This is a genomic window from Bacteroidota bacterium, assembly GCA_008933805.1.
Lineage (GTDB): Bacteria > Bacteroidota > Bacteroidia > UBA8524 > UBA8524 > SB11.
On the sequence record WBUH01000002.1, the window covers coordinates 47904 to 68608 of the forward strand.

General features: G+C 41.9%; 22 protein-coding genes and 1 tRNA gene. 8 read left to right on the plus strand and 15 right to left on the minus strand.

All coding sequences use genetic code 11. The annotated features are described in order from the left end of the window. Position 1: 1 nt before the first annotated feature. Entirely contained in the window at positions 2-1312 is a 1311-nt protein-coding gene (locus F9K23_02335) for a quinol:cytochrome C oxidoreductase (protein KAB2918007.1), read from the plus strand. A gap of 241 nt (positions 1313-1553) precedes the next feature. Here the strand turns inward: F9K23_02335 and F9K23_02340 are convergent, their stop codons facing one another. The 3 genes from F9K23_02340 to F9K23_02350 form a co-directional block, all read right to left on the minus strand. Continuing rightward, positions 1554-1925: a hypothetical protein gene (locus F9K23_02340; GenBank protein ID KAB2918008.1), complete on the minus strand. Its 372-nt coding sequence runs from the start codon at positions 1923-1925 to the stop codon at positions 1554-1556. 94 nt (positions 1926-2019) lie between these two features. After that, positions 2020-2634, minus strand: coding sequence for a class I SAM-dependent methyltransferase (locus F9K23_02345; protein ID KAB2918009.1), 615 nt, complete (start codon positions 2632-2634; stop codon positions 2020-2022). 75 nt (positions 2635-2709) lie between these two features. Beyond that, entirely contained in the window at positions 2710-3840 is a 1131-nt protein-coding gene (locus tag F9K23_02350) for an FAD-binding oxidoreductase (GenBank protein KAB2918010.1), read from the minus strand. A 77-nt stretch (positions 3841-3917) separates the two neighbouring features. On the opposite strand from F9K23_02350, the gene F9K23_02355 reads away from it, so the two are divergent. Further along, on the plus strand, positions 3918-4940 hold the full coding sequence (locus F9K23_02355; protein ID KAB2918011.1) for a phytanoyl-CoA dioxygenase family protein: 1023 nt from the start codon (positions 3918-3920) through the stop codon (positions 4938-4940). Between the two features lie 2 nt (positions 4941-4942). On the opposite strand, the gene F9K23_02360 is transcribed toward F9K23_02355, so the two are convergent. Next, the gene (locus tag F9K23_02360) at positions 4943-5488 is read right to left on the minus strand and encodes a hypothetical protein (protein ID KAB2918012.1); all 546 of its coding nucleotides are present in this window, start codon (positions 5486-5488) and stop codon (positions 4943-4945) included. Between the two features lie 63 nt (positions 5489-5551). On the opposite strand from F9K23_02360, the gene F9K23_02365 reads away from it, so the two are divergent. The 3 genes from F9K23_02365 to thiL all read left to right on the plus strand — a co-directional run bounded on the left by F9K23_02365 (position 5552) and on the right by thiL (position 7519). After that, a tRNA-Cys gene (locus tag F9K23_02365) sits at positions 5552-5622 on the plus strand. A 30-nt stretch (positions 5623-5652) separates the two neighbouring features. Then, a complete protein-coding gene (locus F9K23_02370; protein KAB2918013.1) occupies positions 5653-6417 on the plus strand; it encodes an MBL fold metallo-hydrolase in 765 nt (254 codons plus the stop codon). Positions 6418-6475: 58 nt separating this feature from the next. Next, positions 6476-7519, plus strand: coding sequence for a thiamine-phosphate kinase (thiL, locus tag F9K23_02375; protein ID KAB2918014.1), 1044 nt, complete (start codon positions 6476-6478; stop codon positions 7517-7519). A gap of 121 nt (positions 7520-7640) precedes the next feature. Here thiL and F9K23_02380 read toward each other — a convergent pair whose 3' ends face one another. The 4 genes from F9K23_02380 to F9K23_02395 all read right to left on the minus strand — a co-directional run bounded on the left by F9K23_02380 (position 7641) and on the right by F9K23_02395 (position 10342). Next, the gene (locus tag F9K23_02380) at positions 7641-8351 is read right to left on the minus strand and encodes a hypothetical protein (protein ID KAB2918015.1); all 711 of its coding nucleotides are present in this window, start codon (positions 8349-8351) and stop codon (positions 7641-7643) included. 65 nt (positions 8352-8416) lie between these two features. Next, on the minus strand, positions 8417-8713 hold the full coding sequence (locus F9K23_02385) for a transcriptional regulator (GenBank protein KAB2918016.1): 297 nt from the start codon (positions 8711-8713) through the stop codon (positions 8417-8419). Beyond that, positions 8703-9293, minus strand: coding sequence for a hypothetical protein (locus F9K23_02390; protein KAB2918017.1), 591 nt, complete (start codon positions 9291-9293; stop codon positions 8703-8705). Before F9K23_02390 ends, F9K23_02385 begins: the two co-directional genes overlap by 11 nt. Before the next feature lie 17 nt (positions 9294-9310). Then, positions 9311-10342, minus strand: coding sequence for a T9SS type A sorting domain-containing protein (locus F9K23_02395; GenBank protein ID KAB2918018.1), 1032 nt, complete (start codon positions 10340-10342; stop codon positions 9311-9313). A gap of 175 nt (positions 10343-10517) precedes the next feature. Here F9K23_02395 and F9K23_02400 point away from each other — a divergent pair, with 175 nt between their 5' ends. Next, positions 10518-11660 carry an acyl-CoA dehydrogenase gene (locus F9K23_02400; GenBank protein KAB2918019.1) on the plus strand — a complete coding sequence of 381 codons (1143 nt, stop codon included), beginning with the start codon at positions 10518-10520 and terminating at the stop codon, positions 11658-11660. 58 nt (positions 11661-11718) lie between these two features. Here F9K23_02400 and F9K23_02405 read toward each other — a convergent pair whose 3' ends face one another. After that, positions 11719-12291, minus strand: coding sequence for an NAD(P)H-dependent oxidoreductase (locus F9K23_02405; GenBank protein ID KAB2918020.1), 573 nt, complete (start codon positions 12289-12291; stop codon positions 11719-11721). A gap of 147 nt (positions 12292-12438) precedes the next feature. Between F9K23_02405 and F9K23_02410 the strand changes: the two genes are divergently transcribed. Then, positions 12439-13350, plus strand: coding sequence for a tetratricopeptide repeat protein (locus F9K23_02410; GenBank protein ID KAB2918021.1), 912 nt, complete (start codon positions 12439-12441; stop codon positions 13348-13350). A 54-nt stretch (positions 13351-13404) separates the two neighbouring features. Here the strand turns inward: F9K23_02410 and F9K23_02415 are convergent, their stop codons facing one another. The 6 genes from F9K23_02415 to F9K23_02440 all read right to left on the minus strand — a co-directional run bounded on the left by F9K23_02415 (position 13405) and on the right by F9K23_02440 (position 19676). Then, on the minus strand, positions 13405-14328 hold the full coding sequence (locus F9K23_02415) for an exopolyphosphatase (protein ID KAB2918022.1): 924 nt from the start codon (positions 14326-14328) through the stop codon (positions 13405-13407). A 35-nt stretch (positions 14329-14363) separates the two neighbouring features. Then, entirely contained in the window at positions 14364-15617 is a 1254-nt protein-coding gene (locus F9K23_02420) for a peptidoglycan DD-metalloendopeptidase family protein (protein KAB2918023.1), read from the minus strand. Continuing rightward, positions 15604-16398: a DUF4292 domain-containing protein gene (locus F9K23_02425; GenBank protein KAB2918024.1), complete on the minus strand. Its 795-nt coding sequence runs from the start codon at positions 16396-16398 to the stop codon at positions 15604-15606. The genes F9K23_02420 and F9K23_02425 overlap by 14 nt, the downstream gene beginning before the upstream one ends. Next, the gene (locus F9K23_02430; GenBank protein KAB2918025.1) at positions 16376-18094 is read right to left on the minus strand and encodes a tetratricopeptide repeat protein; all 1719 of its coding nucleotides are present in this window, start codon (positions 18092-18094) and stop codon (positions 16376-16378) included. Before F9K23_02430 ends, F9K23_02425 begins: the two co-directional genes overlap by 23 nt. A gap of 99 nt (positions 18095-18193) precedes the next feature. After that, complete coding sequence (locus tag F9K23_02435) at positions 18194-19201, minus strand: NTP transferase domain-containing protein (protein ID KAB2918026.1); 1008 nt, start codon at positions 19199-19201, stop codon at positions 18194-18196. Positions 19202-19241: 40 nt separating this feature from the next. Continuing rightward, entirely contained in the window at positions 19242-19676 is a 435-nt protein-coding gene (locus F9K23_02440; protein ID KAB2918300.1) for a dUTP diphosphatase, read from the minus strand. A 132-nt stretch (positions 19677-19808) separates the two neighbouring features. On the opposite strand from F9K23_02440, the gene F9K23_02445 reads away from it, so the two are divergent. Continuing rightward, entirely contained in the window at positions 19809-20573 is a 765-nt protein-coding gene (locus F9K23_02445; GenBank protein KAB2918027.1) for an alpha/beta fold hydrolase, read from the plus strand. Positions 20574-20705 lie beyond the last annotated feature (132 nt).

The window sequence follows — 20705 nt, forward strand, 5'->3', positions numbered from 1 at the left end:
AATGGCACATACCGAAAATATACAATTAGCTGATGAAAGATATGTGATGAGCAGCCGCACCAAAATGTGGGTGATGGTGCTTATTGCAGTGGGCCTTGTGCTTACGGTGGCAGGCATTATTATGCATAAAAGCGGTGCAAGCAGCCACGATGCACACCATGCGGCATTAGTATCGGCAGGTCAAGAAACAGGACACGCTGATGCACACCACGGACCATCATGGACCGCCCGTATTTGGAGCAACTTGCTTATTAACAGTTGGTTCTTTTTCTTGATTTCTATCATGGGTACTTTCTTTGTAGCCGTAAACTACCTTGCAGAGGCAGGCTGGTCAGCTGCAATTAAACGTATCCCTGAAGCTATGGGAGCTTATTTGCCTGTAGCCTTAATAACTCTATTAGTAACAGCAATTTTTGGTGCAAATGAATTGTACCACTGGATGCACGAAGGGGTAACAGACCCTAACAGCCCAAACTACGACTCTATTATTGCCGGCAAATCAGCGTTTCTTAACGGTGGTTTCCTTTACGGCGGTATTATCGTAATCGTGGGTTTGTTTATACTATTCACTTACCTGATTCGCAAAAACTCTTTGAAAGAAGATGAAGTTGGTGGTTTGAAACACTTCAATAAATCGTTCCGTATTTCAGCAACTTTCACTTTCATCTTTGCTTTCGCATTCTCAATACTAACATGGTTATTGGTAATGTCGGTTGATGCACACTGGTTTTCAACCATCTATTCAGTATATAACTTTGCTACAGGTTTTGTATCGGGTATGGCTGTTCTTACCTTGTTAGTGTTGTTCCTTAAATCTCAAGGTTATTTGAACTTTGTTAACGGCGAACATTTGCACGATTTAGGTAAATACATGTTTGCCTTCAGTATTTTCTGGACATACATTTGGTTGGCTCAGTACTTATTGATTTGGTACGCAAACATACCTGAAGAGGTAACCTATTACAATGCCCGTTTTGATGGCCCTTACAGCACTCACTTCTGGTTTAACCTTGCATTGTGTTTCTTCTTCCCATTCTTATGGTTTATGACTCGCGGAAACAAACGCAGCACTGTGCCTTTGGTAATTGGTGCATCGGTTATATTGGTAGGTCACTGGAGCGACGTATTTATCTTGGTTACACCTGGTGTAATGAAAGAGAATGCACACTTTGGTTTGCTTGAAATTGGTATGCCGATATTGTTTGCAGGCATCTACATCTTTATGGTGTTGAGCGCTTTGGGCAAGGCAAACTTGTTCCCCAAAAACCACCCTTACCTGAAAGAGAGCATTTTGCACGAAACAGGTCCTTAATAGAAACAGAGATTATACTACTATAAAGTATTTATTCAAAAGGCACGCATTGCGTGCCTTTTGTGTTTATTAGCGGTTAATGGTGATTGGAAAGGTGTACATAGCGTTATTGCAAGCGGATAAATAAATGGAAAATGACAAATCCAATTTGCCAAAGATTAGGCACATATTGTTAATGGGAATAGCAATGCCGTTGCCAAATGCAGCAAGGGTTTATTAGTAAGTGAGAGGGGAAAAAGAGTTATTGGATAATCCGTTTAGTAGAGAAAGAGTTGTCGCACATTTCAGGTACTACCACTGCATTTGATAATGCTTGAGAAACGGATGAAGCTATAAATTTAAAGCTGAAGTCTACAGCGGTGTCGCTAAATGCTTTTTCGTTAACAACAAAACGTAGTTTGTAAGTACTTCCTGTTTTATCCAGTTGCACGCTCACAGCCTTGTCTTCGGTAAAGTAGCCGGTTTCCTGTATTTTGCTACCTGCTTTATCGGCTTCTTCGGCAGTAATACTGCTGGTGTAATACAACTCACCTTTTCCAAATACCTTCTTATCTCCGTAATTATTACAAGCAGTTAACAACAGGGTTGTGAAACCGATAAAAAAGTATTTCATGTTTGCAGTATGTCTTTGTTGATTATAGCGCAGCAAAGTAAACCAAAAAGTAAGTAAAAATGCAATGCCTTTGTATAGTGTTATAAGCTCTTGATTAGCTTTTTGTAAGTTTAAATACGTAGTGGTGTTTCCAAGGAAATCCGGGACGTATAAACCCCTCGTAGCTGATGGTAAGTCCTAAACGGGTAAACAGTTGCTTGTAATAGTTATACGACCTGAAATTAAGCGGAACGGGCACACCCTCTTTCATTTTGTTCAGTATCCAATCTTCGGCCATTATGTATAGCTTATCGGGAGTGTTGTGATACATCTCCTCTATAAGCAAAATGCTTCCACCGGGTTTTAGTGTGCGAGCCAAATCGGCAAGGTAAAAATCAGGGTCGGGGGTATGGTGCATTACGGCTGATGCAATGGCTATGTCAAATGTACCCTCGGCAAAAGGTAATTCGCCTACTTCACAAACCCTAAACTGTACACGAGGGTTGTTTAGCAATTCACGGTCAAGGTTTTGGTCTTCAATTACATCTACCGCGGTTATTTGTACTTGCGGCATGGTTTCGGCCAACACCCTTGCCATGTACATATTGCCCGCACCAAAATCAAGGATGTGAGCATTGGCAGGAGTAATAAGGGGAACCAGCTTTTGGGCAAGACGTTTTGAGCGGTTGAACGAAAGCTTTTTATAAAAACCTAAACTGGCTATAAACATTGTGAGTTGCGGCTATTTTATGTGGCTGTTTGTGCGCTGCGCGAAAATAAACAAAAAGATGAAGGGAGGTGAACTCTATTCTAGCAGCAAGGTTGCCAGTTTTTCACCTGTGGTGCTGCCTAATGCCACGCCCATGCCATTACAGCCGAATCCTACGGCAATACTGTCGGTAATTTTTTTGACTATGGGTTTTTTATCGGGGGTAAAGCCCATGATACCTTGCCACACACGGTCTATTTCATACGCTTGGCCGGGCAAAATCACCTCGTCAATAAAATCTTTCAGTTCACTAATAATGTAGTCGTTGCGTTCGTAGGCGGTAGTAGTCTCGGTTTCAAAATCAAGATTACGTCCGCCACCAAATAATAGCCTGTCGCCAAAATCTCTGAAATAAAAATACCCCTCTTCAAAATGGAATGTACCTTTAAACTTAAGATTGTCAATAGGTTTAGTAATCAATACCTGTCCGCGGCCGGGGCTTATTTGCAAATCAGGTAAAAAATCACCCGTAAAAGCATTGGTACACAAGGCCAACTTCTCACATTCAAACTCAACATTCTCGTTCAGTTGGCGGTGGTTCACAAAAACGCTTATGCCGTTTTCAGTTTCATCAAACTCAATTACTTCGGCACCGGTAATAATCTTAACACCTAACGATGTTGCATACGCCGCCAGCGATTGCATCATCATGCCTGTATTTATCTGCCCTTCAAGCGGGGTGTATATCAAGTGTTTGGTGTTCCCAAACCCCAAAGCACCTATTTCGCTTGTTTTATCATAAAATACCTGACTATTGAAATAGGGATGTAATAATTGGTTTAGGTGTTCAATTTCCCCAAGGTCAAAACCGGTATCATCATTAAAAACCAGTTCATACCCGCCGTTTTGTATGTAGCCAATGTTATTATCACCCAATCGGGCACGCAGCTTATCCAAACCGTTTTTGCGGTTAAGGGCTATTTGAGCAACGGTTTCAGCATCGGATAACTTAATATCCGAAAGCATTTCGCAAGCTTTAACAAAACAGGCAAACCCCGCATTTTTGGTGCTTGCTCCGGTAGGAAAGATGCCTCTTTCAAGTACCAATACCGTTTTTTTCGGATTGTTCTCTTTTAGCGAACAGGCGGTTGATAAGCCTGTGATACCGCCCCCTATGATGATAATGTCATAGCGGGTAAATGAATTTTTTTCCCAAAAACTAATCATTGCTTACCAAATTCAATATTCAATGATAATACTTTCCTTCTATTTTATGTTTTGTATAGATTTGGCAAAACTATTTTATGGATGCCACTATTACTCTTGCAGCAAAAACAGATACCGGACGTTTGGGTATAATGTTTCTTAAAAGATATTGGGAAAAACAACGGGCTATAGCAGTAAGAAAGGCCACACCAAATATGTTTGCCGATGAATGGAGTATTGATAAAAGTTTGCTATCAGTGGTGGGTATTGGCGAAGAACAAATGCTGAAATTTCTTTTCATGCAAAATCCTACGTTTGAAGAACTTGAAGCATGGGTGCTTGAAGTAAATGGCGGCTCTTTGGCAACGGACAAAGTAATGTCTTTTAATAAATGTTTGGTGGAGGGGGATATTCCCGTAGCCTTAGGAAGTGATACAGAAATGGTGTTAAGTGAAGCTGATTTGGCATTTTGGGACGAGAATGGCTATGTAATTGTGCGGAATGCGGTGGATAAGCAAGGCTGTGAAGACGCAATCGCAGCCATTTGCAGCCATATAGGGGTGGATTTAAGCAACCCGTCTACTTGGTATTTGGGTCAAAATAAGGCCGGGATAATGGTGCAGTTATGGCAACATGAAACCCTTGAAAAAAACCGACGGTCAAAGCGCATTCGCGATGCTTTCAGGCAATTATGGCGTAGGGAGGATGTATTTGTGAATGCAGATAGGGGTGGCTTTAACCCTCCTGAAACCGATAATTATAAATTTCAAGGTTCGCCGTTGCATTGGGACGTGAGTTTGTCTCAGCCAATTCCCTTTGGTACACAAGGGATATTATACCTTACCGATACACAGGCCAATCAAGGAGCATTTACAGCTGTACCCGGTTTTCAGCATAAAGTAGGGCAGTGGTTACAGAGCCTTCCTCCCGATGCTAATCCGAGGGAGCAAAACTTTTATGAGTTGGGAGCTAAACCCATTGCCGCAAATGCAGGGGATTTGATAATATGGCACCATGCTTTACCGCACGGGGCAAGTCCTAATACATCAACAGCACCCCGCATTGTACAATATTTAAATTACAAGCCGGTGATGATGGATATACACCCAGTGTGGCTGTAAGGTTAGTTGGTTACGTATAAAAAGCTGCCGCTTTGTGATACGCGGTAGTTTTTTAGCGAGAACCGCGAAGGCCCGCTGATAAGTATTCCGCCCTCAAGAGCGTAATGCGAGTTGCAGCAAGGAACCCAAGTAGTATCGCTTTGAGATTTGTACGAACCGCAACGGGCAAATACCCCATTGTTTTCAACCGTTACTTTGGCGCAACTATCCCAAGGTTGGTAAGGGCAGTTACGTTCAAGGGCATAAAAATTATCGTCGTAGTGGTGGTATATAATCAAACCCTTAACGCCGCCGTTTTCATATACCCAGTTTCCTTGGGCTTGCAAAGGCAGGTATTGGGGTAAATTAAGGTTAATAGTAACATTAACAGGCACATTGGGCACATCGTTCTGCACTTGCCCGTTATCTTTTTTGCACTGTGCCAGCAAAAAAACGATGGCTGTACCCATAATTGCCAGTGCGGCCAACTTGTATAATCTACCTAAAGTCATCATCACAATAAACGAACTATTAAATACAAATGTTGCTGTTTTTGAGGCTAAAACCAAAACAAAGCAAATAAGGTTTGCAGATTTGGCAAATAGCGTTAATTTTGCACTCCTGTTCAAAAAGGTCTCATGGCCGAGTGGCTAGGCACGGGTCTGCAAAACCCTTTACGGCGGTTCGAATCCGCCTGAGACCTCAAACCCCAATCATTAAAGCAGCTTCACCCTTGAAAGTTACTTTTTTAGGCACAGGCACTTCGCAGGGTATCCCCGTAATAGCTTGTGGTTGTGAAGTTTGCCAATCACCCGACCCCAAAGACAAGCGTTTACGAACCTCGATACACGTTGAAACAAACGGGTTGAGTTTGGTTGTTGATACCGGTCCTGATTTTCGTCAGCAAATGTTGCGCGAAAACATTAACACCCTTGATGCAGTAATATTTACCCATGCCCACAAAGACCATATTGCGGGAATGGACGATATACGGGCGTATAATTTTGTGCAGCAAAATGCTGTACCCATTTACGCCGATAAGATAGTGCAAGAAGCTTTGAGGCGTGATTTCCATTATGTGTTTGCCGATGAAAAATACCCCGGCATCCCTGAGGTGGAGATGAATACCATTGAATACAATACCCCTTTTACCATCGGGACTACTAAAATTGAACCCATAATGGTTTGGCATTACCGCTTGCCGGTGTTGGGCTTCCGTTTTGGTGATTTCACCTACATTACCGATGCTAACCGCATTGATGAAGCCGAAAAAGAAAAAATAAAAGGTAGTAAAGCACTGGTTCTGAATGCACTTCGTAAAACCGAACACATTTCGCATTTTACGTTGGATGAGGCCATTGCCCTTGCGCAAGAGCTGCAAGTGCCTGATACGTATTTGATACATCTGAGCCACCAAATGGGCAAGCACGAAGAGGTGAGCAAAGAGCTGCCCGCAGGCATACACATTGCCTACGACGGACTTCAATTAGTCCTTTAATTTAACGGTATAGGGAAGCAACCCAATACCCAATTACTTATAACAAATAACTAATACCATGTTTGAAAACGCAGGAAGAACCGAATTGCAAGATTTAGGTGAGTTTGGTTTGATAAAACACCTTACGAGTGCTATTGAACACAAAAACACACAAACAATAAAAGGTGTTGGCGACGATGCGGCCGTGCTTGATTATGGCGATAAGAAAGTATTGGTGAGCACTGATATGTTGTTGGAAGGTGTACATTTTGACCTTGCCTATACCCCGTTGAAGCACTTGGGTTACAAGGCTGTGGTGGTGAACCTTTCTGACATTTATGCCATGAACGGAACACCCAAGCAGGTTACTGTTTCGATCGGGATTTCAAATCGTTTTTCGTTAGAGGCGGTTGAAGAATTGTACAAAGGCATTTATGCTGCTTGCGACCATTACCATGTTGATTTGGTTGGCGGTGATACCTCATCATCAAGGCAGGGATTGGTTTTATCAGTTACCGCAGTGGGTGAGGTAGAAGAAAATAAAATAACCTACCGCAATACCGCCAAAGAAGGTGATTTATTATGCCTTAGCGGCGATGTGGGCGGTGCTTATATGGGTTTGCAGTTGTTGGAGCGTGAAAAGCAAGTGTTTTTAGCCAATCCGCAAATGCAACCCGATTTGGAAGGCTGGGATTATATTGTAAGCCGTCAGTTGAAACCCGAAGCTCGCAAAGACGTTGTTGAATGGTTGGCAGGAAAAGGGATTGTCCCTACATCTATGATTGATGTATCGGACGGGGTAGCTTCTGAAATTTTCCATTTATGCAGTCAATCGGGCGTGGGGATGAATGTGTATGAAGAGAAGCTACCGATTGACCACCAAACCATTCAGATGGCTGAAGAGTTTAAATTGGATGTTACCACAGCAGCCTTGAACGGCGGTGAGGATTACGAACTGCTGTTTACCATTCCGCAAAGTGAGTATGATAAAATTAAGAGCCACAAACCTATTACTGTAATTGGACATTGTACAGCACAAAGCGAAGGCATTAATATTATTACCCGTAACAATAATAAGTTTGCTTTGCAAGCACAAGGCTGGCAACATTTGAAGAAGGATTAAGCGGAAAGTAAGTTTTTATCTTATTCTTCAGGCCACAAAGACACAAAGACACCAAGCTTTTGTAATTAGAATGCTTGGTGTCTTTGTAGTAATATAGATGCTGTAGAGACAGCCCATTTGCTTAATTACTTATACCGCCGCCGCCAATGGTAATCCCCACGTAGAAGCTGGATAGGTTGCCCATGCCGCTCACCTTGGTATCGTTGGCTTCAAACCGCCAATCTTGTGATGGGAAGTAATTTATACCGGCTGCAAGTCCCAGCATAAAACAACTTCTACCCGCATCGTCGCCCTTACCTTTTATTAGTTGCTGCACTCCAATACCGGCCTCAAGGCCAAACCCGCCGGCTCTAATTTTCCTTTTTTCGCCGATAGGTATTTGTTGGTTGGCGCTAAAATCAAGTGTTGTAAAGCTCGTGTTTTTAATTTCTAAGGTACTGCCTCCACCGCCAATTCCGCCAAAGCCATACATAAAGGTTCTTTCTTTTTTTAAGAACAAGTAGCCAAAATTAAAGAAGCCCCCACCGATGCTTAGTTTTACCTCAGCGTTTGTTGCATCGCCAAGTAGAATAGTGCCGTAGCCACCCCCGCCGATAAGAAATCTATTATAAATGCCAAAGCCTTTACCGCCCATTGTGCGGCCTACAGGAGAAAAATTAAACGAGTTACCAAATAGGGTAGGACTCTGCAATCGGGTTTCAATACTCTTTTGAAAATGCCCTCCTATTCCGGCATTAAAGTACCCGAAGCCTCCTTCGTATTTTTGTGCAATTGCGGTATGGGCAAGCACAGTTAATACACAAATAGAAATAAGTTTACCTAGTGTTTTCATAGTTTTTAATAAATAGATGATTGCCCGCGTTGTGCGGATAAGATTTAAAGCAGCCCTTGTGCTATTTACTCAGCTTTGGGCTTTATGTATTGTTGCAGAGCTTCTACGTATTTCTCAAAGGCGTTGAGTCCCTGAGGTGTGAGTTTGCAAAGTGTTTGCGGATAATTGTTATGAAAACGCTTTTCGATATCAATATATCCGGCCTCTTTTAGTTTGTTCAGTTGCACGCTTAGGTTGCCTGCGGTAGCACCGGTTTTATCTTTTATAAAGGTAAATTCAGCCGATTGAACCCCAACCAGCAGGCTCACTACCGCCAATCTTAGTTGGCTGTGCAGTATGGGGTCCAAATCATTAAAGGCCATATTCGGGGTTCCTTTCGCGTTTTGCCCGCAATATATAACCGGGTATGATATACCCACCCAATACAGATGCTCCTAAAACCAATAAACCTTCGGGGAAATCTACCCAAACCAAAGCAGCCGCGCACACCCACGCAAATATTCCGCCTATAATTAGTGGTTTAAATTTTATGATTGTACCCGTGGTAAGCGTTCCCATTCCGTAAAAAATCATCAGCGCCACGTATGCTCCTCTAAAATTGGCAACGGCGGTAACCAGCAACAGCACCAAGAAAAGTGATATACCCAAATACATCCACATGGTACCTATGTAGTTATCAATGTAGCTGGTTGCTAAACTGGCCTTGCTCATTCTATAGCCTGCAACGGCTGATGTGATTGCAGCTGTCGTCATTAACACAGGCCATGGCAAAAAATGATATTCATAGTTCTGTTTCCATAAAACATAGTGAGTTACCGATGCCAACAAAACTGCCCAACCCCAAAGCAAGAAAAAGAAACTGTTGTTTTGAAGTTTGTTCTTAGCCGTATTAATCATTTGGGTAATGATTTGCAGGCTTTGTTTTTCATCAAATGGTTCCATGATGGTTTATGGGGGTATTAGTTTACTAAAAGTTTTGCGGTGTATTGTACACTGTTGGCAGGTAGTACAATATAGTAAATACCAGTTGTAAGCGGATGCTCAAGCGCATACTCCGCAGTTGTTGTTCCTATTTTGCGGGTAGCTTGGGTTATCATTTTTCCCAAAGCATCATAAATATATACAGTAGGCAAATTTTCGGGTAACCCAGTCACATTTAAACAAGATTGGTTTAACCACACTCTCACGTCGTCTTTAGTTGCAGTTACTACTGAATTTGATGGATTTTTTAGGATATATATACCGCGACGGGTGTTGTTGTAAAATGGCGATTGTACCCTAACTGAGTCCATTTCAAATAAAGGAGCGTTGTTGTAAAGGTTGTACCAACTGTGTTTTACTCTATGCACTTGTTGCACATAGCCCCCTGCGCCCTGTAATGTATCATAGTAAAGCGTTTCAGTACGTATTCTTACCACATTGTTATAAGTTCCTTGGGGCAGAACCAATGTTCCGTAACTATCGGCGGTAATTGTGTAAGCCCCTCCACTTTTGTACGAATAGGTATCGTACTTGTATTGATAAAGAGCATCGCTTGTGTGCACAGCCTGATACGTTTGCGGGCTAACGCTCCTTACTTGAGGACGACTGTATTTAAGTAGTATGTTGTTGTAATCCAGCCATGCTCCTATTTCGTAAATAGTATCATTTCTTTGCTGAAAATACAAAGTAGTACCGTCGTTTCCCACCTCTGCGAGGGTTGCCGCAGGGAAACTGTCGCCCATTTCGGTTATTTCGGGTAATACGTATTGTTTTGTGTAGGTTTCATTTGTTTGCACCAAGTTGGCAAAGTTCCATATTGCATTAGCACCCGATGCTCCCGAGTGGATGTTGGAGGTATCCATCACATAAAAGTTTACTACACTGCCCGGTGTAAATTTTTCATGGTTATTGAGTGTGGGCTGGGCCCAAAGCGAGCCGATAGCGGCCACTAAACTCATTGTTACAGATAAAAGAATTGTTTTCATAGTTTTAAATAGAGATGCAAACATAAAGTAGTTTATATTGTAAACCAAATAATTTTTTGTTACCTCAAGGTTAACACTCGTTAGTTTATACCATTGGTTTTCAGCAGGTGAGAGTAGTTATAAGCTAAAACACAAAACTTTGCACTTTTTTAAATGTTAGGCTGTTTAGTATATATTTGCACACTTTAAAATTTTTGATATGAATTTCCAGCTTACGGAAGAACATCTGATGATACAAAAAGCAGCTCGCGATTTCGCTGAAACCGAATTGCTGCCCGGTGTAATTGAAAGGGATGAAAAGTGTGAATTCCCTTACGAACAAATTAGAAAACTGGGCGAACTAGGCTTTTTGGGCATGATGGTGAGCCCTGAGTATGGCGGAAGTGGTTTAGATACCATATCTTACGTGCTTGCCATGGAAGAAATATCAAAGGTTGATGCATCAGCATCAGTAGTAATGTCAGTAAACAACTCATTGGTTTGCTGGGGTTTAGAAACCTTTGGTAATGAAGAGCAAAAGCGTAAATACTTGGTGCCCCTTGCAAAAGGTGAGATACACGGTGCTTTTTGCTTAAGCGAACCTGAGGCAGGTAGTGATGCAACATCACAACGTACTACTGCTGAGGATAAAGGTGATTATTATTTATTAAACGGAACTAAAAACTGGATTACCAACGGTAACAGTGGTTCGGTATATTTAGTAATTGCACAAACTCACCCAGAAAAAGGACATAAAGGTATCAATGCTTTTATAGTTGAAAAAAGCTGGGAAGGTGTGCAAGTGGGACGTAAAGAAGATAAAATGGGTATCCGCGGCAGCGATACGCACTCTATTATGTTCCAAGATGTGAAAGTGCCTAAAGAAAACCGTATCGGCGAAGATGGCTTCGGGTTTAAGTTTGCTATGAAAACCCTTGCAGGTGGTCGTATCGGTATTGCTTCGCAAGCTTTGGGTATTGCCAGCGGCGCTTATGAACGTTCGATAGAATACAGTAAACAACGTAAGGCGTTTGGTAAAGAAATCTCACAACACCAAGCTATACAGTTTAAGTTGGCCGATATGGCAACCGAAATTGAAGCTGCACGTTTGCTTTGCCTTAAAGCTGCCTGGATGAAAGATAACCACATGGATTATGGTTTGGCCAGCAGTATGGCTAAAGTATTTGCCAGCGAAACTGCGATGAAAACCACCACTGAGGCGGTGCAAATACATGGCGGTTACGGTTATGTACGCGAATACCACGTTGAACGTATGATGCGTGATGCTAAAATTACTCAGATATACGAAGGTACCAGCGAGGTAAACCGTATTGTAATTTCACGCTCAATATTGAAAGACTAATCTGTTTAGGAATATTATTTATACAAGCCCTGCACAATCGTGCAGGGCTTTTTTGTTGCTACCAATCTTTAGCCAGCTCCTTTATTTTTACTAAGTCCTGTTCCAGTTCTTTTGGTTTCTTGTACCGCACGCTGGTAATGTAAGTAACCTTTACAGGCTTAATGCCGCAAAATTTTAGGATGGCATTTTTTAACAGATTGGTGCCGGCTGAGTGGTATGCAAACTTGTACCAAAGCACGGGAGCATCCATTGTTGTAATTAGGTGCGCGCTGCGACCTTTAAGCAGTTTATCCCAAAGCGGGTCGTTATCATGGTATTTATAGGCAAACCCCGAATAAAATGCCCTGTCAAACAGGCCTTTTAATATTGCAGGCGGACCACCCCACCACGTAGGGTACACAATTACAAAATGCTGTGCCCACAATATCTTTCGCTGAAAATCAACCAAATCAGGCTCTAACGTTTGTGTGGTATGGTAACCCTCACGTAAAATGGGGTCAAACTGCATATCACCGATATTAAGCACTTCAATAGTGTGTCCTATTTGTTTAGCGCCTTCAATGTATGCCGTACAAATACTTTTTGAGAAACTGTGCGTTTCTGTATTTCCGTTAAGCAGGAGAATGTTCATCAGGGTGGTATTAGCTAACGAAATTCAGTAAATGCGTCAGCGAAAAAAATGACGATAGATAACTCTAAAACTGATTTGTATCAGCGCGAATTAGCGTTTAATATTCTTAATTGATAACTTGCGTAATACAGCACTAAATTCATCTTTATGGGTAAGCCCTTTTTTACACTCTTTATTTTTTGCATTGCAGCATTAACGTATAATTTAAGTGCGCAAAACCGCAAACAACAGTTTGATTTATTAGTTGAGAAGAAAGACACAGCAGGGCAAAGGGTGCTTCTTGAGAAATGGCAGCTTGCCGATAGTAACGATGCTGAGTTATACGTAGCACAGTTTAATTACTATGTAAACATAAGTCGCAGGGAGATTTTAGTATTCGGAGACGAGCCGACGGGTGAGGCACTTGAGATTAAAAGTATAGATACTGCAAATAAAGAACCTGTTAGCTATTTGTACGGACAAAAGGATTACAATACTGTGCTGTTGCAAATGGGGTTTGATTGTATCAGTAAAGGAATAAAAAAACACCCTGCCCGCTTGGATATGCGTTTTGGGAAGGTGTACATGTATGGGGCTGTTTTAGATTGGGCAAGCTTTACCGATGAAATAATCAAAACGGTTGAATACTCGGCAACTATTAAAAACAAATGGTTGTGGGCAAATAATAAACCGGCAGAAAATGCTAAGGTTTTAATGTTGAGTTCGATTCAGGAGTATCAGGCACAACTTTATAATACAAACGATGACAACTTATTGGTGTACATTAAATCAATTGCTTTGGCCGTACTTAAACATTACCCTGATAATGTTGAGAGCTACTCTAATTTAGCGGTTGTTTATATAATTAGTGAAGACTACGACAAGGCTATTGAAGAACTTAAGAAAGCCGAAAAGCTTGCCCCTAAAGATGATATTGTGTTGAACAACATGGCACATGCGTATAAAATGAAAGGCGATACGGAGAATGCTATTAAGTATTATAAATTGGTGATACAGTATGGTGACGAGTCGTCAAAACAGTTTGCTGAAAGTGCAATAGAAAGCTTGCAAACAAAATAGCTGTGGGGATTCGTTTCCTATCATTCCCAACTTGATGGGGAATCTATAATAAGCTTAACCCAACAACTCAAACATTACCCCTTCTTTTAAGGAGTAGGTAGAGCAGAATAACTCACTAAGGTTATTGGCACGAAGGGCGTAATCAATCAGGCAACTGGCAACCACCATCATTTCAACGCGGTAATCTACCAAACCTGCCATTTTTTTACGGTCTTCAAGGGTTGATAATAGCAGTATCGTATGTATTTGGCTATAACTCTCTAACGGGATGTTGCACCAAGTTTCGTTGTTTTCAAGTAAATGGGTGCCAAAACGTTCGTTCACCAATTCGCAGATACTATCAAACGACCCTGCCGACCCTACCAGTTTTGTTACCGGAAATTTGGCTACTGCCTCTCTAAGCGGAGCAAGGTGCTTTTCTAAGAAAGAATTTAAGGCTTTCAAATCACCGGCTGAGATGGGCTCAGTAGTATGGAACATTTCGGCAAGGCGCGCAGCACCTACTTCAAAGCTGCCATGCCAGTGTATTTTTTCGTTATTACCCAGTATAAACTCAACACTTCCGCCGCCAATATCCATTACCAGTACATTTTCATCGGTAAGAGGGTAGGCGTGTTTTACACCGTTGTATATCAATTCAGCCTCACGCAAGCCGTCAATAGTGGCAAGTTCAATACCTGTTTTGTCTAAAACTTCTGCACTAAATTGGGCACCATTTGCTGCTGAACGTATGGCCGATGTAGCAAAGGCAGCTACTTTATCAGCCCCAAATTCTTTAATTTTTTCACCAAAAAAAGTAAGCGCATTAATACCCCGTTCATACGCAGCGGCTTGTATAGTCCCTTTATTTATACCCCCTTCGCCCAATTTCACCGGAAACTGCTTGCGGTATTCAGTAGTAAAAGTCCCTTGGTTTAGCGACACTATTAATAAATGAAACGTGTTTGTGCCACAATCTATAACCGCCAGTTTTTGCATCCGTTGTATTTCTGCTTCTTAGTTAGGTGTATAATTTATTTATCTGCCAGCCAGCTTTCGGGGTTCAGGTTATTACTGTTTTGCCATACCTCAAAATGCAGTACGGTTTTGCCTTCTTCAGTATCGTGGTATATGATACCTAATTCCTGTTTAACTTTTACCTTATCGCCTCTGTTCACAAGCACTTGGTCAAGGTGCGTGTACACCGTAAAATAGTTACCGTGTTTCACCATCACCGCTTTTTGCATACCGGGTATTGAAAATACCGAACGTACTTCGCCTTCAAACACACAACGGGCTTTTGAGCCTTTAACGGTGGCAATATCTACTCCGTTGTTTTCAATTGTAATATTCTTAAGTTCAGGGTGGGCATACGTACCAAATTTGCCAACCACAATACCCGTTTCAGTAGGCCAAGGTAATTTACCCTTGTTGGCACTAAAGTTTTTGGCAAGGGCAGCCCCTGCAGGGGTCAGCTCCATTTCACCTTTTTTCTTACTATCCTCGGGTTTGTTTTTATCCTTGTCCTTACCTTTACCTTTTCCCGTTGGTTCCTTAATCTCTTCCTGTATCAGCTTTCGTATTTGGTAGTCAAGCTGTTTGGCTGACTTTTCTTTTTGCTTAATCTCGTCTTTTAGCTCTTTTTCCTTTTGTTGAAGGGTTTTTACCAATTGCTGGGTTTCTTTCACATCCACCTTCAACTCATTGTTTTCGGTTTCTTTTTGTCCCAATAACTCGTTTTTCTCACGCTTTATTTCTTTCAGCTTGGTAATTTTTCCCGTGATACTGTCTTGCATGTGTTTAATCAAAACCAGCTGACGTTCGCGGTCTTCACTCACCTGTTGCACATATTTTATACGCTTCACCGCTTGGTTAAAGTTGTCAGACGAAAGAACATACGAAGCCAAGTCGCCCGATTCACGCATTTTATAAGCACGGTACACCATGTCGGCATATTCGTCTTTTAATCGTTTTAATTCATGACCCAACTGCTCAAGAGTAGCATTTTCAACGGTAATCTGCCCGTCAACCACTACTATCTCGTCAGAGATAGTGCCTATCAATTCCTCGCGCACCTTTATTTGCTTATCCAGCAGGTTAAGCTCGTTCAGTGTCTTTTTCTTTTGTGTGCGGGTTTGGTCTAAGATTTTTTTGGTGAGCTTTATTTCCTGCTCTTTCTGCTTGCGCTTTTTCTCAAGCTCCTTGCGCGATTGTTGTGCAGAAACTGTTAAAGGCAATAGCAACAGTGCCGTGTATGTGATTACTATGAACCATCTACTTATGCTCATATTTTGCAGGTATCTTAAAAGGCCAGTCGGTTATGGTTAGAGTGCTAATATCGGAATATTTGAGCGATGCCTTCATTTGCTGGGTGTTGGTAACTGCGTTTAGCGAAACTAAAGAAGGCAGTATACGTGAGTTTTGCTCAACAAAGTCGCTGTATATAACTTCTAACTTGTTAGACGTTCCAGCCTCGTCAGCATTGATTTTCACAGGTCTGAACGTCCCAGTATTAAAGGCTTCCACCAACAAAAATTGTTTAATGCGGGTTGTTATTTTCATCGCCTCGTCAGTATTTTCATACGACGAGTTGTTATCATGTGTAAGTATTGAATTGCCTACCAATGCGTCTTGTATTTGATCAATAGTAAGCGGGGTGCCTGTGTAGGCTGCAATAAAATCAATTTTGCGGCTGGTAATGGTTTTTTCGCTGTAATTAATGATGTGCACTGAATCAGGGGTGATAAGTACACGGGCTACTTCAAAAAATATTGCCGATGCCGACATCCATATTTTTTGACCGCGCTGCATACGCACATTAACGCTGATAGGCACCGGTGAGCCTGAATAATCACAAACTGCATTTGCCGAAAAATATTCAAACTCAAAACGGTTGTTTTTAATAGCGCTGAATACCTCGGTTTTGTTATCGCGGTTAACAACAGTATTGTTGGGAGCTTTTGAGATTGATTTTTTACTTCTGCACGAGGTAGCCCCTAATGAAATCACTAGTAGTAATAACAGGATAGGGTAGGCAGAGCGGCTATTAATCTGAAAGTTTACCTTCATTTATTTTTTTATCAAGTTGTGCTGAGGGGTTTCCGCTTTGTTTAGCCTTGCGCCAATACTCAACGGCTTTGTCTTTGTTCCCCAGTTGGTAGTATACATCGCCCAAATGCTCTAAAATATCCCCATCGGTAGGAGAGAGGGCAAGGGCTTTTTCAATATAGGTTAAGGCTTCTTCGTACAGCGAGCTTTTGTATAGCACCCAGCCGTACGTATCTAAATAGGCAGCTTCGTTGGGTTTTAATTCAACAGCCTTTTTTGCCATGCTCAACGCTTTTTCTAACTGTTGCTCTTGTTGCGAAAGGTAGTAGGCATAGTTGTTTAGCACGTATGCGTTGTTACCGTCAATAGCCAAGGCTGATTCAAGCGAGGCATAACACAACAGGTATTCTTGTAATTTATAGTAGGCATCGCCTGCAATGGTGTACAATCCCATATTAACAAAATTGTCACCTATTCCTAAATCAATACCAGCCTGTGCAGTCGATGCGGCCTTCTTGTAGTTTTTTTGTTGGTACGATGCGTTAGCATTGTAATAATACAGCACTACTCTGTTTGGAAATAACTCCAACGCCTTATCGCTCTCATCGTGCAAATTTTTATAGTCCCCTGCTTCTTCATAGCAAGCCAGTAATTGCTGCCATACTTTAAAGTTGTTGTTATCCAGCGTAAGGGTAATTTTATATTGCTCGGCAGCTTTTACGTATTGCTTATCACCAAATAGCAAATCAGCATATATAGCGTGCGATTGGGGTTGGTCGGGGTGCTTTTCTACAGCTATTTCAGCCAGTTCAAATACCTGTTTGCGGTATTCAAGGTTATTATCACCCAGCGGAGCCATCGAAAGGATAACGTCTATCTTATCCTTTAATGATACTTCCTTGTCTTTAAACGCAAGTTTCAGTTCGTTAATTACGTTGGCACTATCGCCTTCTTGTCGGTATATATTAGCTAAGCCAAAATGCGCACGGCCGTTTTCAGGTTCAATAGCTAATATTTTGTTGTAATACTCAAGGGCTTTATCCTTTTTGCCTATTACTACATACAATTCAGCCAGCATACCCAAGTAATCGGTATTTCCGGGTACACTGTTCACCAGTTTTTGTACTTCTTCAATAGCCTTTTCAGGCTTATTCATATAGAGATACAAATCTTCTTTTTTGCGTACCACTTCTTCCGAAAGTCCGAAGCGGGCTTCCATTTTATCCAAAATGGCTATTGCATCGAGGGGTTTACTTGCCAATACCAATTGTTCGGCAGCATTATCGTAATGGTCGGCAGTTTCAGGCGAAAGTTCAATCAGTTGAATAAAAATGGCTGCTGCGTCGGCATTCTTGCGAAACGATTTCAGCAGCAAGGCTTTTTCTTCAAGATACCACACATTTTTGGGTGAAAGCTCAATGGCCTTATCAAGATAAGGAAGCACACCCGGTTTGCGGGTTTGCATATAACACAGGTATAACTGGTAATACACATCGGCTACCTTTTGAGTGATTTTAAGGCATTGCTCAAAGTTTTGCGCAGCCTCTTCGTACCTGCCAAGCTGTTTGTCTTTATTACCTTCAAAAAACAAGGCATCAAAGCGCATTTTGTCAGCTTCGTTTGCAAACAAAGGACCACCCGAACCTGCAGGGGCTTTGCGGGTATTGCCCGTGCTTTTGGGGCTCTTGCACCCTGCGGCCACAAGTGCCGCCAGCATAAAGATGTATAGTATATGTATTGAGGGGCGCAAAGCGTAAGTATTTTTAAGAAAACGTAATATTAATAAAAATGTTACGCAAAAGGTAAACAGCTAAAACTATTCCATAACAGAATAGTCGCTGATACTCAAGTCGTCTTGCTTACCTGTAAACGATGCGTAGCTGCCTATCATGCTGCCGGTAATGTTGGCGTTTTTGATAGAAGTATGTTTTTGTACGATAGAATTTGAAACTATCGAGTTCTCAACTTTGCAGCCATCGCCCAGCGAGGCGTAAGGGCCTACTACCGAGTTGGTAATGGTTACGTTATTGCCGATAAAGCAAGGGGGGATAATTTGCGCATTGGTAAGTGTAGCGTTGGGGTTGGGTTGGCTGTAACGCTCGCGTTCCAACTCAAGCACGCGCTCGTTGGTGTAAACGGTAGCGGCTTTGTTACCGCAATCCAACCATTCTTTTACAGTACCGGGGTGAAACTTAAGCCCTTTGTTTTTCATATTTTCCAGGGCGTTGGTAAGTTGGTATTCACCTTTGTCTTTAATATCGTTATCCAACAGGTGTTTTATCTCTGCTGATAGGTTGTCACCGTCTTTAAAGTAATAGATGCCAATAATAGCAAGGTCAGAAACAAACTCTTGAGGTTTCTCAACAAACTCGCTGATGTGGCCATCGGCAGCAATTTTCACCACCCCGAATTGTTTGGGGTCTTCAACCTTATTTACCCAAATCACTCCGTCTTTTCCTGCATCCAATGTAAAATCGGCACGGAAAATAGTATCTGCAAAAGCAACAATAACATTACCGCGCAAGCAAGGCTCTGCACAATACACTGCATGGGCAGTTCCTAAAGCTTCGTCTTGGTAAAATATTTTACCTTTTGCACCAATGTTTTCAGCAATTTTCAGAAGGTTAGCTTCGGCCTCAGCGCCAAAATTCCTACCAATTACAAAGGCTACTTCCTCAATTTTTTCATTGCACATAGCCGATAAATCGTGAACAAGGTGCTCAACTATAGGTTTACCTGCTACCGGAATAAGGGGTTTTGGGGTAGTTAGGGTGTGGGGTCTCATACGTTTGCCCATCCCTGCCATTGGTACTATAATATTCATTAGGGTAATTGGTGTCTTTATATTCGTTAAACTAAATCTACTACTTCACTCCTGTATGACCGAATCCGCCTGCGTTTCGTTCGGTTTCGGTAAGTGTTTCAACGGGTTGCCATTGTACAGTCTCGTGGCGGGCTATTACCAGTTGGGCAATGCGTTCGCCATCATTAATTACAAAATCTTCGGATGATAGATTAACCAGTAATACCTTCACTTCGCCACGGTAATCCGCATCAATAGTGCCGGGACTGTTAAGCACGGTAATTCCGTTTTTATAGGCCAATCCGCTGCGGGGTCTCACTTGAGCCTCATAGCTTTGGGGCAATTCAATAAAAATACCTGTGCTTATTAGTTTCCTTTCAAGCGGCTTCAAGGTTTCGGGCCCTTCAAGGTTGGCTCTTAAATCCATGCCTGCCGACAATCCGGTTTGGTATTGTGGCAATGGGTGGTGCGAACTGTTTACTATCTTAACCTCTATCAAAACTTTGTATTGTTTTGGCCTGCGAATTTAGCATTTTGAATGAAAAATGCCGTATTTATCTAATGGGATATTAAACCAAAAGCTATTGACAGTTGTTGTACTTTTGCACGCGTTTTTAAAAAATCAGGAATGAATTTGTTTTATAAGCAGTATAGCCAAACAGGCAAGCCTTTGTTTATTTTTCATGGGTTATTCGGGATGTTGGATAATTGGCACAACGTAGCCCAACAACTGGCTGCCGATTATGCCGTTTATACTGTTGATTTGCGCAACCACGGGCAATCGCCGCACAGTGATGAGATGAATTACAGTTTGATGGCTGACGATATTGCGCAATTACTGGTATCGCTTAAATACGAAAAGGCTCACATACTTGGGCACAGCATGGGGGGAAAAGCGGTGATGACGTTTGCGCTTAAATACCCTGCAATGATTGATAAACTGATTGTGGCCGATATAGGTGTGAAAGAATATAAGCGCGGCCACGATGATATTTTTGATGCTATTATTCCGCTGAAACTTGAAACGTTTGAAACCCGCGGCGATATTGACCGACACCTTACTCCACTATTGCCTGAGTTTAGTACCCGCCAGTTTATTCTTAAAAACCTTGCCCGCAATGCTGATGGCGGTTTTTATTGGAAAATGAACGTTGAGTCTATCTATAAAAACTACGAAAATATAGTAGGGCCCATCAAGTCGGCCAAGCCGTATATGGGAGAAACAATGTTTTTGCGGGGAGGAAACTCGAAATACGTAACCGATGAGGACTGGACTGATATTCAAACCCTTTTCCCCAACGCAAAACTAAGCACTATTGAAGGTGCCGGTCACTGGGTGCACGCTGAAAACCCTGCCGCAGTTGTTGCCTATGTGAAAGAGTTTTTGAGCTGATAAAATAGTTACGACGGATTAAAATCCGTCGCTCCTAAGATTACAAAGCGTGGAGGGACTTAAGTCCCTCCACGCTTTGTAATTTTTACAGAATAGGATTTCAATCCTATTAAACACGACAGTCTTTACATT

What these genes read in the sequence shown, in the direction of transcription:
- F9K23_02390 (KAB2918017.1), bottom strand. Translation starts at nt 9,293, where the DNA reads ATGGAACCATTTGATGAAAAACAAAGCCTGCAAATCATTACCCAAATG.
- F9K23_02425 (KAB2918024.1), bottom strand. Translation starts at nt 16,398, where the DNA reads ATGAAGGTAAACTTTCAGATTAATAGCCGCTCTGCCTACCCTATCCTG.
- F9K23_02405 (KAB2918020.1), bottom strand. Translation starts at nt 12,291, where the DNA reads ATGAACATTCTCCTGCTTAACGGAAATACAGAAACGCACAGTTTCTCA.
- F9K23_02350 (KAB2918010.1), bottom strand. Translation starts at nt 3,840, where the DNA reads ATGATTAGTTTTTGGGAAAAAAATTCATTTACCCGCTATGACATTATC.
- F9K23_02445 (KAB2918027.1), top strand. Translation starts at nt 19,809, where the DNA reads ATGAATTTGTTTTATAAGCAGTATAGCCAAACAGGCAAGCCTTTGTTT.
- F9K23_02340 (KAB2918008.1), bottom strand. Translation starts at nt 1,925, where the DNA reads ATGAAATACTTTTTTATCGGTTTCACAACCCTGTTGTTAACTGCTTGT.
- F9K23_02380 (KAB2918015.1), bottom strand. Translation starts at nt 8,351, where the DNA reads ATGAAAACACTAGGTAAACTTATTTCTATTTGTGTATTAACTGTGCTT.
- F9K23_02430 (KAB2918025.1), bottom strand. Translation starts at nt 18,094, where the DNA reads ATGCTGGCGGCACTTGTGGCCGCAGGGTGCAAGAGCCCCAAAAGCACG.
- F9K23_02420 (KAB2918023.1), bottom strand. Translation starts at nt 15,617, where the DNA reads ATGAGCATAAGTAGATGGTTCATAGTAATCACATACACGGCACTGTTG.
- F9K23_02355 (KAB2918011.1), top strand. Translation starts at nt 3,918, where the DNA reads ATGGATGCCACTATTACTCTTGCAGCAAAAACAGATACCGGACGTTTG.
- F9K23_02385 (KAB2918016.1), bottom strand. Translation starts at nt 8,713, where the DNA reads ATGGCCTTTAATGATTTGGACCCCATACTGCACAGCCAACTAAGATTG.
- F9K23_02400 (KAB2918019.1), top strand. Translation starts at nt 10,518, where the DNA reads ATGAATTTCCAGCTTACGGAAGAACATCTGATGATACAAAAAGCAGCT.
- F9K23_02395 (KAB2918018.1), bottom strand. Translation starts at nt 10,342, where the DNA reads ATGTTTGCATCTCTATTTAAAACTATGAAAACAATTCTTTTATCTGTA.
- thiL (KAB2918014.1), top strand. Translation starts at nt 6,476, where the DNA reads ATGTTTGAAAACGCAGGAAGAACCGAATTGCAAGATTTAGGTGAGTTT.
- F9K23_02345 (KAB2918009.1), bottom strand. Translation starts at nt 2,634, where the DNA reads ATGTTTATAGCCAGTTTAGGTTTTTATAAAAAGCTTTCGTTCAACCGC.
- F9K23_02435 (KAB2918026.1), bottom strand. Translation starts at nt 19,201, where the DNA reads ATGAATATTATAGTACCAATGGCAGGGATGGGCAAACGTATGAGACCC.
- F9K23_02415 (KAB2918022.1), bottom strand. Translation starts at nt 14,328, where the DNA reads ATGCAAAAACTGGCGGTTATAGATTGTGGCACAAACACGTTTCATTTA.
- F9K23_02335 (KAB2918007.1), top strand. Translation starts at nt 2, where the DNA reads ATGGCACATACCGAAAATATACAATTAGCTGATGAAAGATATGTGATG.
- F9K23_02410 (KAB2918021.1), top strand. Translation starts at nt 12,439, where the DNA reads ATGGGTAAGCCCTTTTTTACACTCTTTATTTTTTGCATTGCAGCATTA.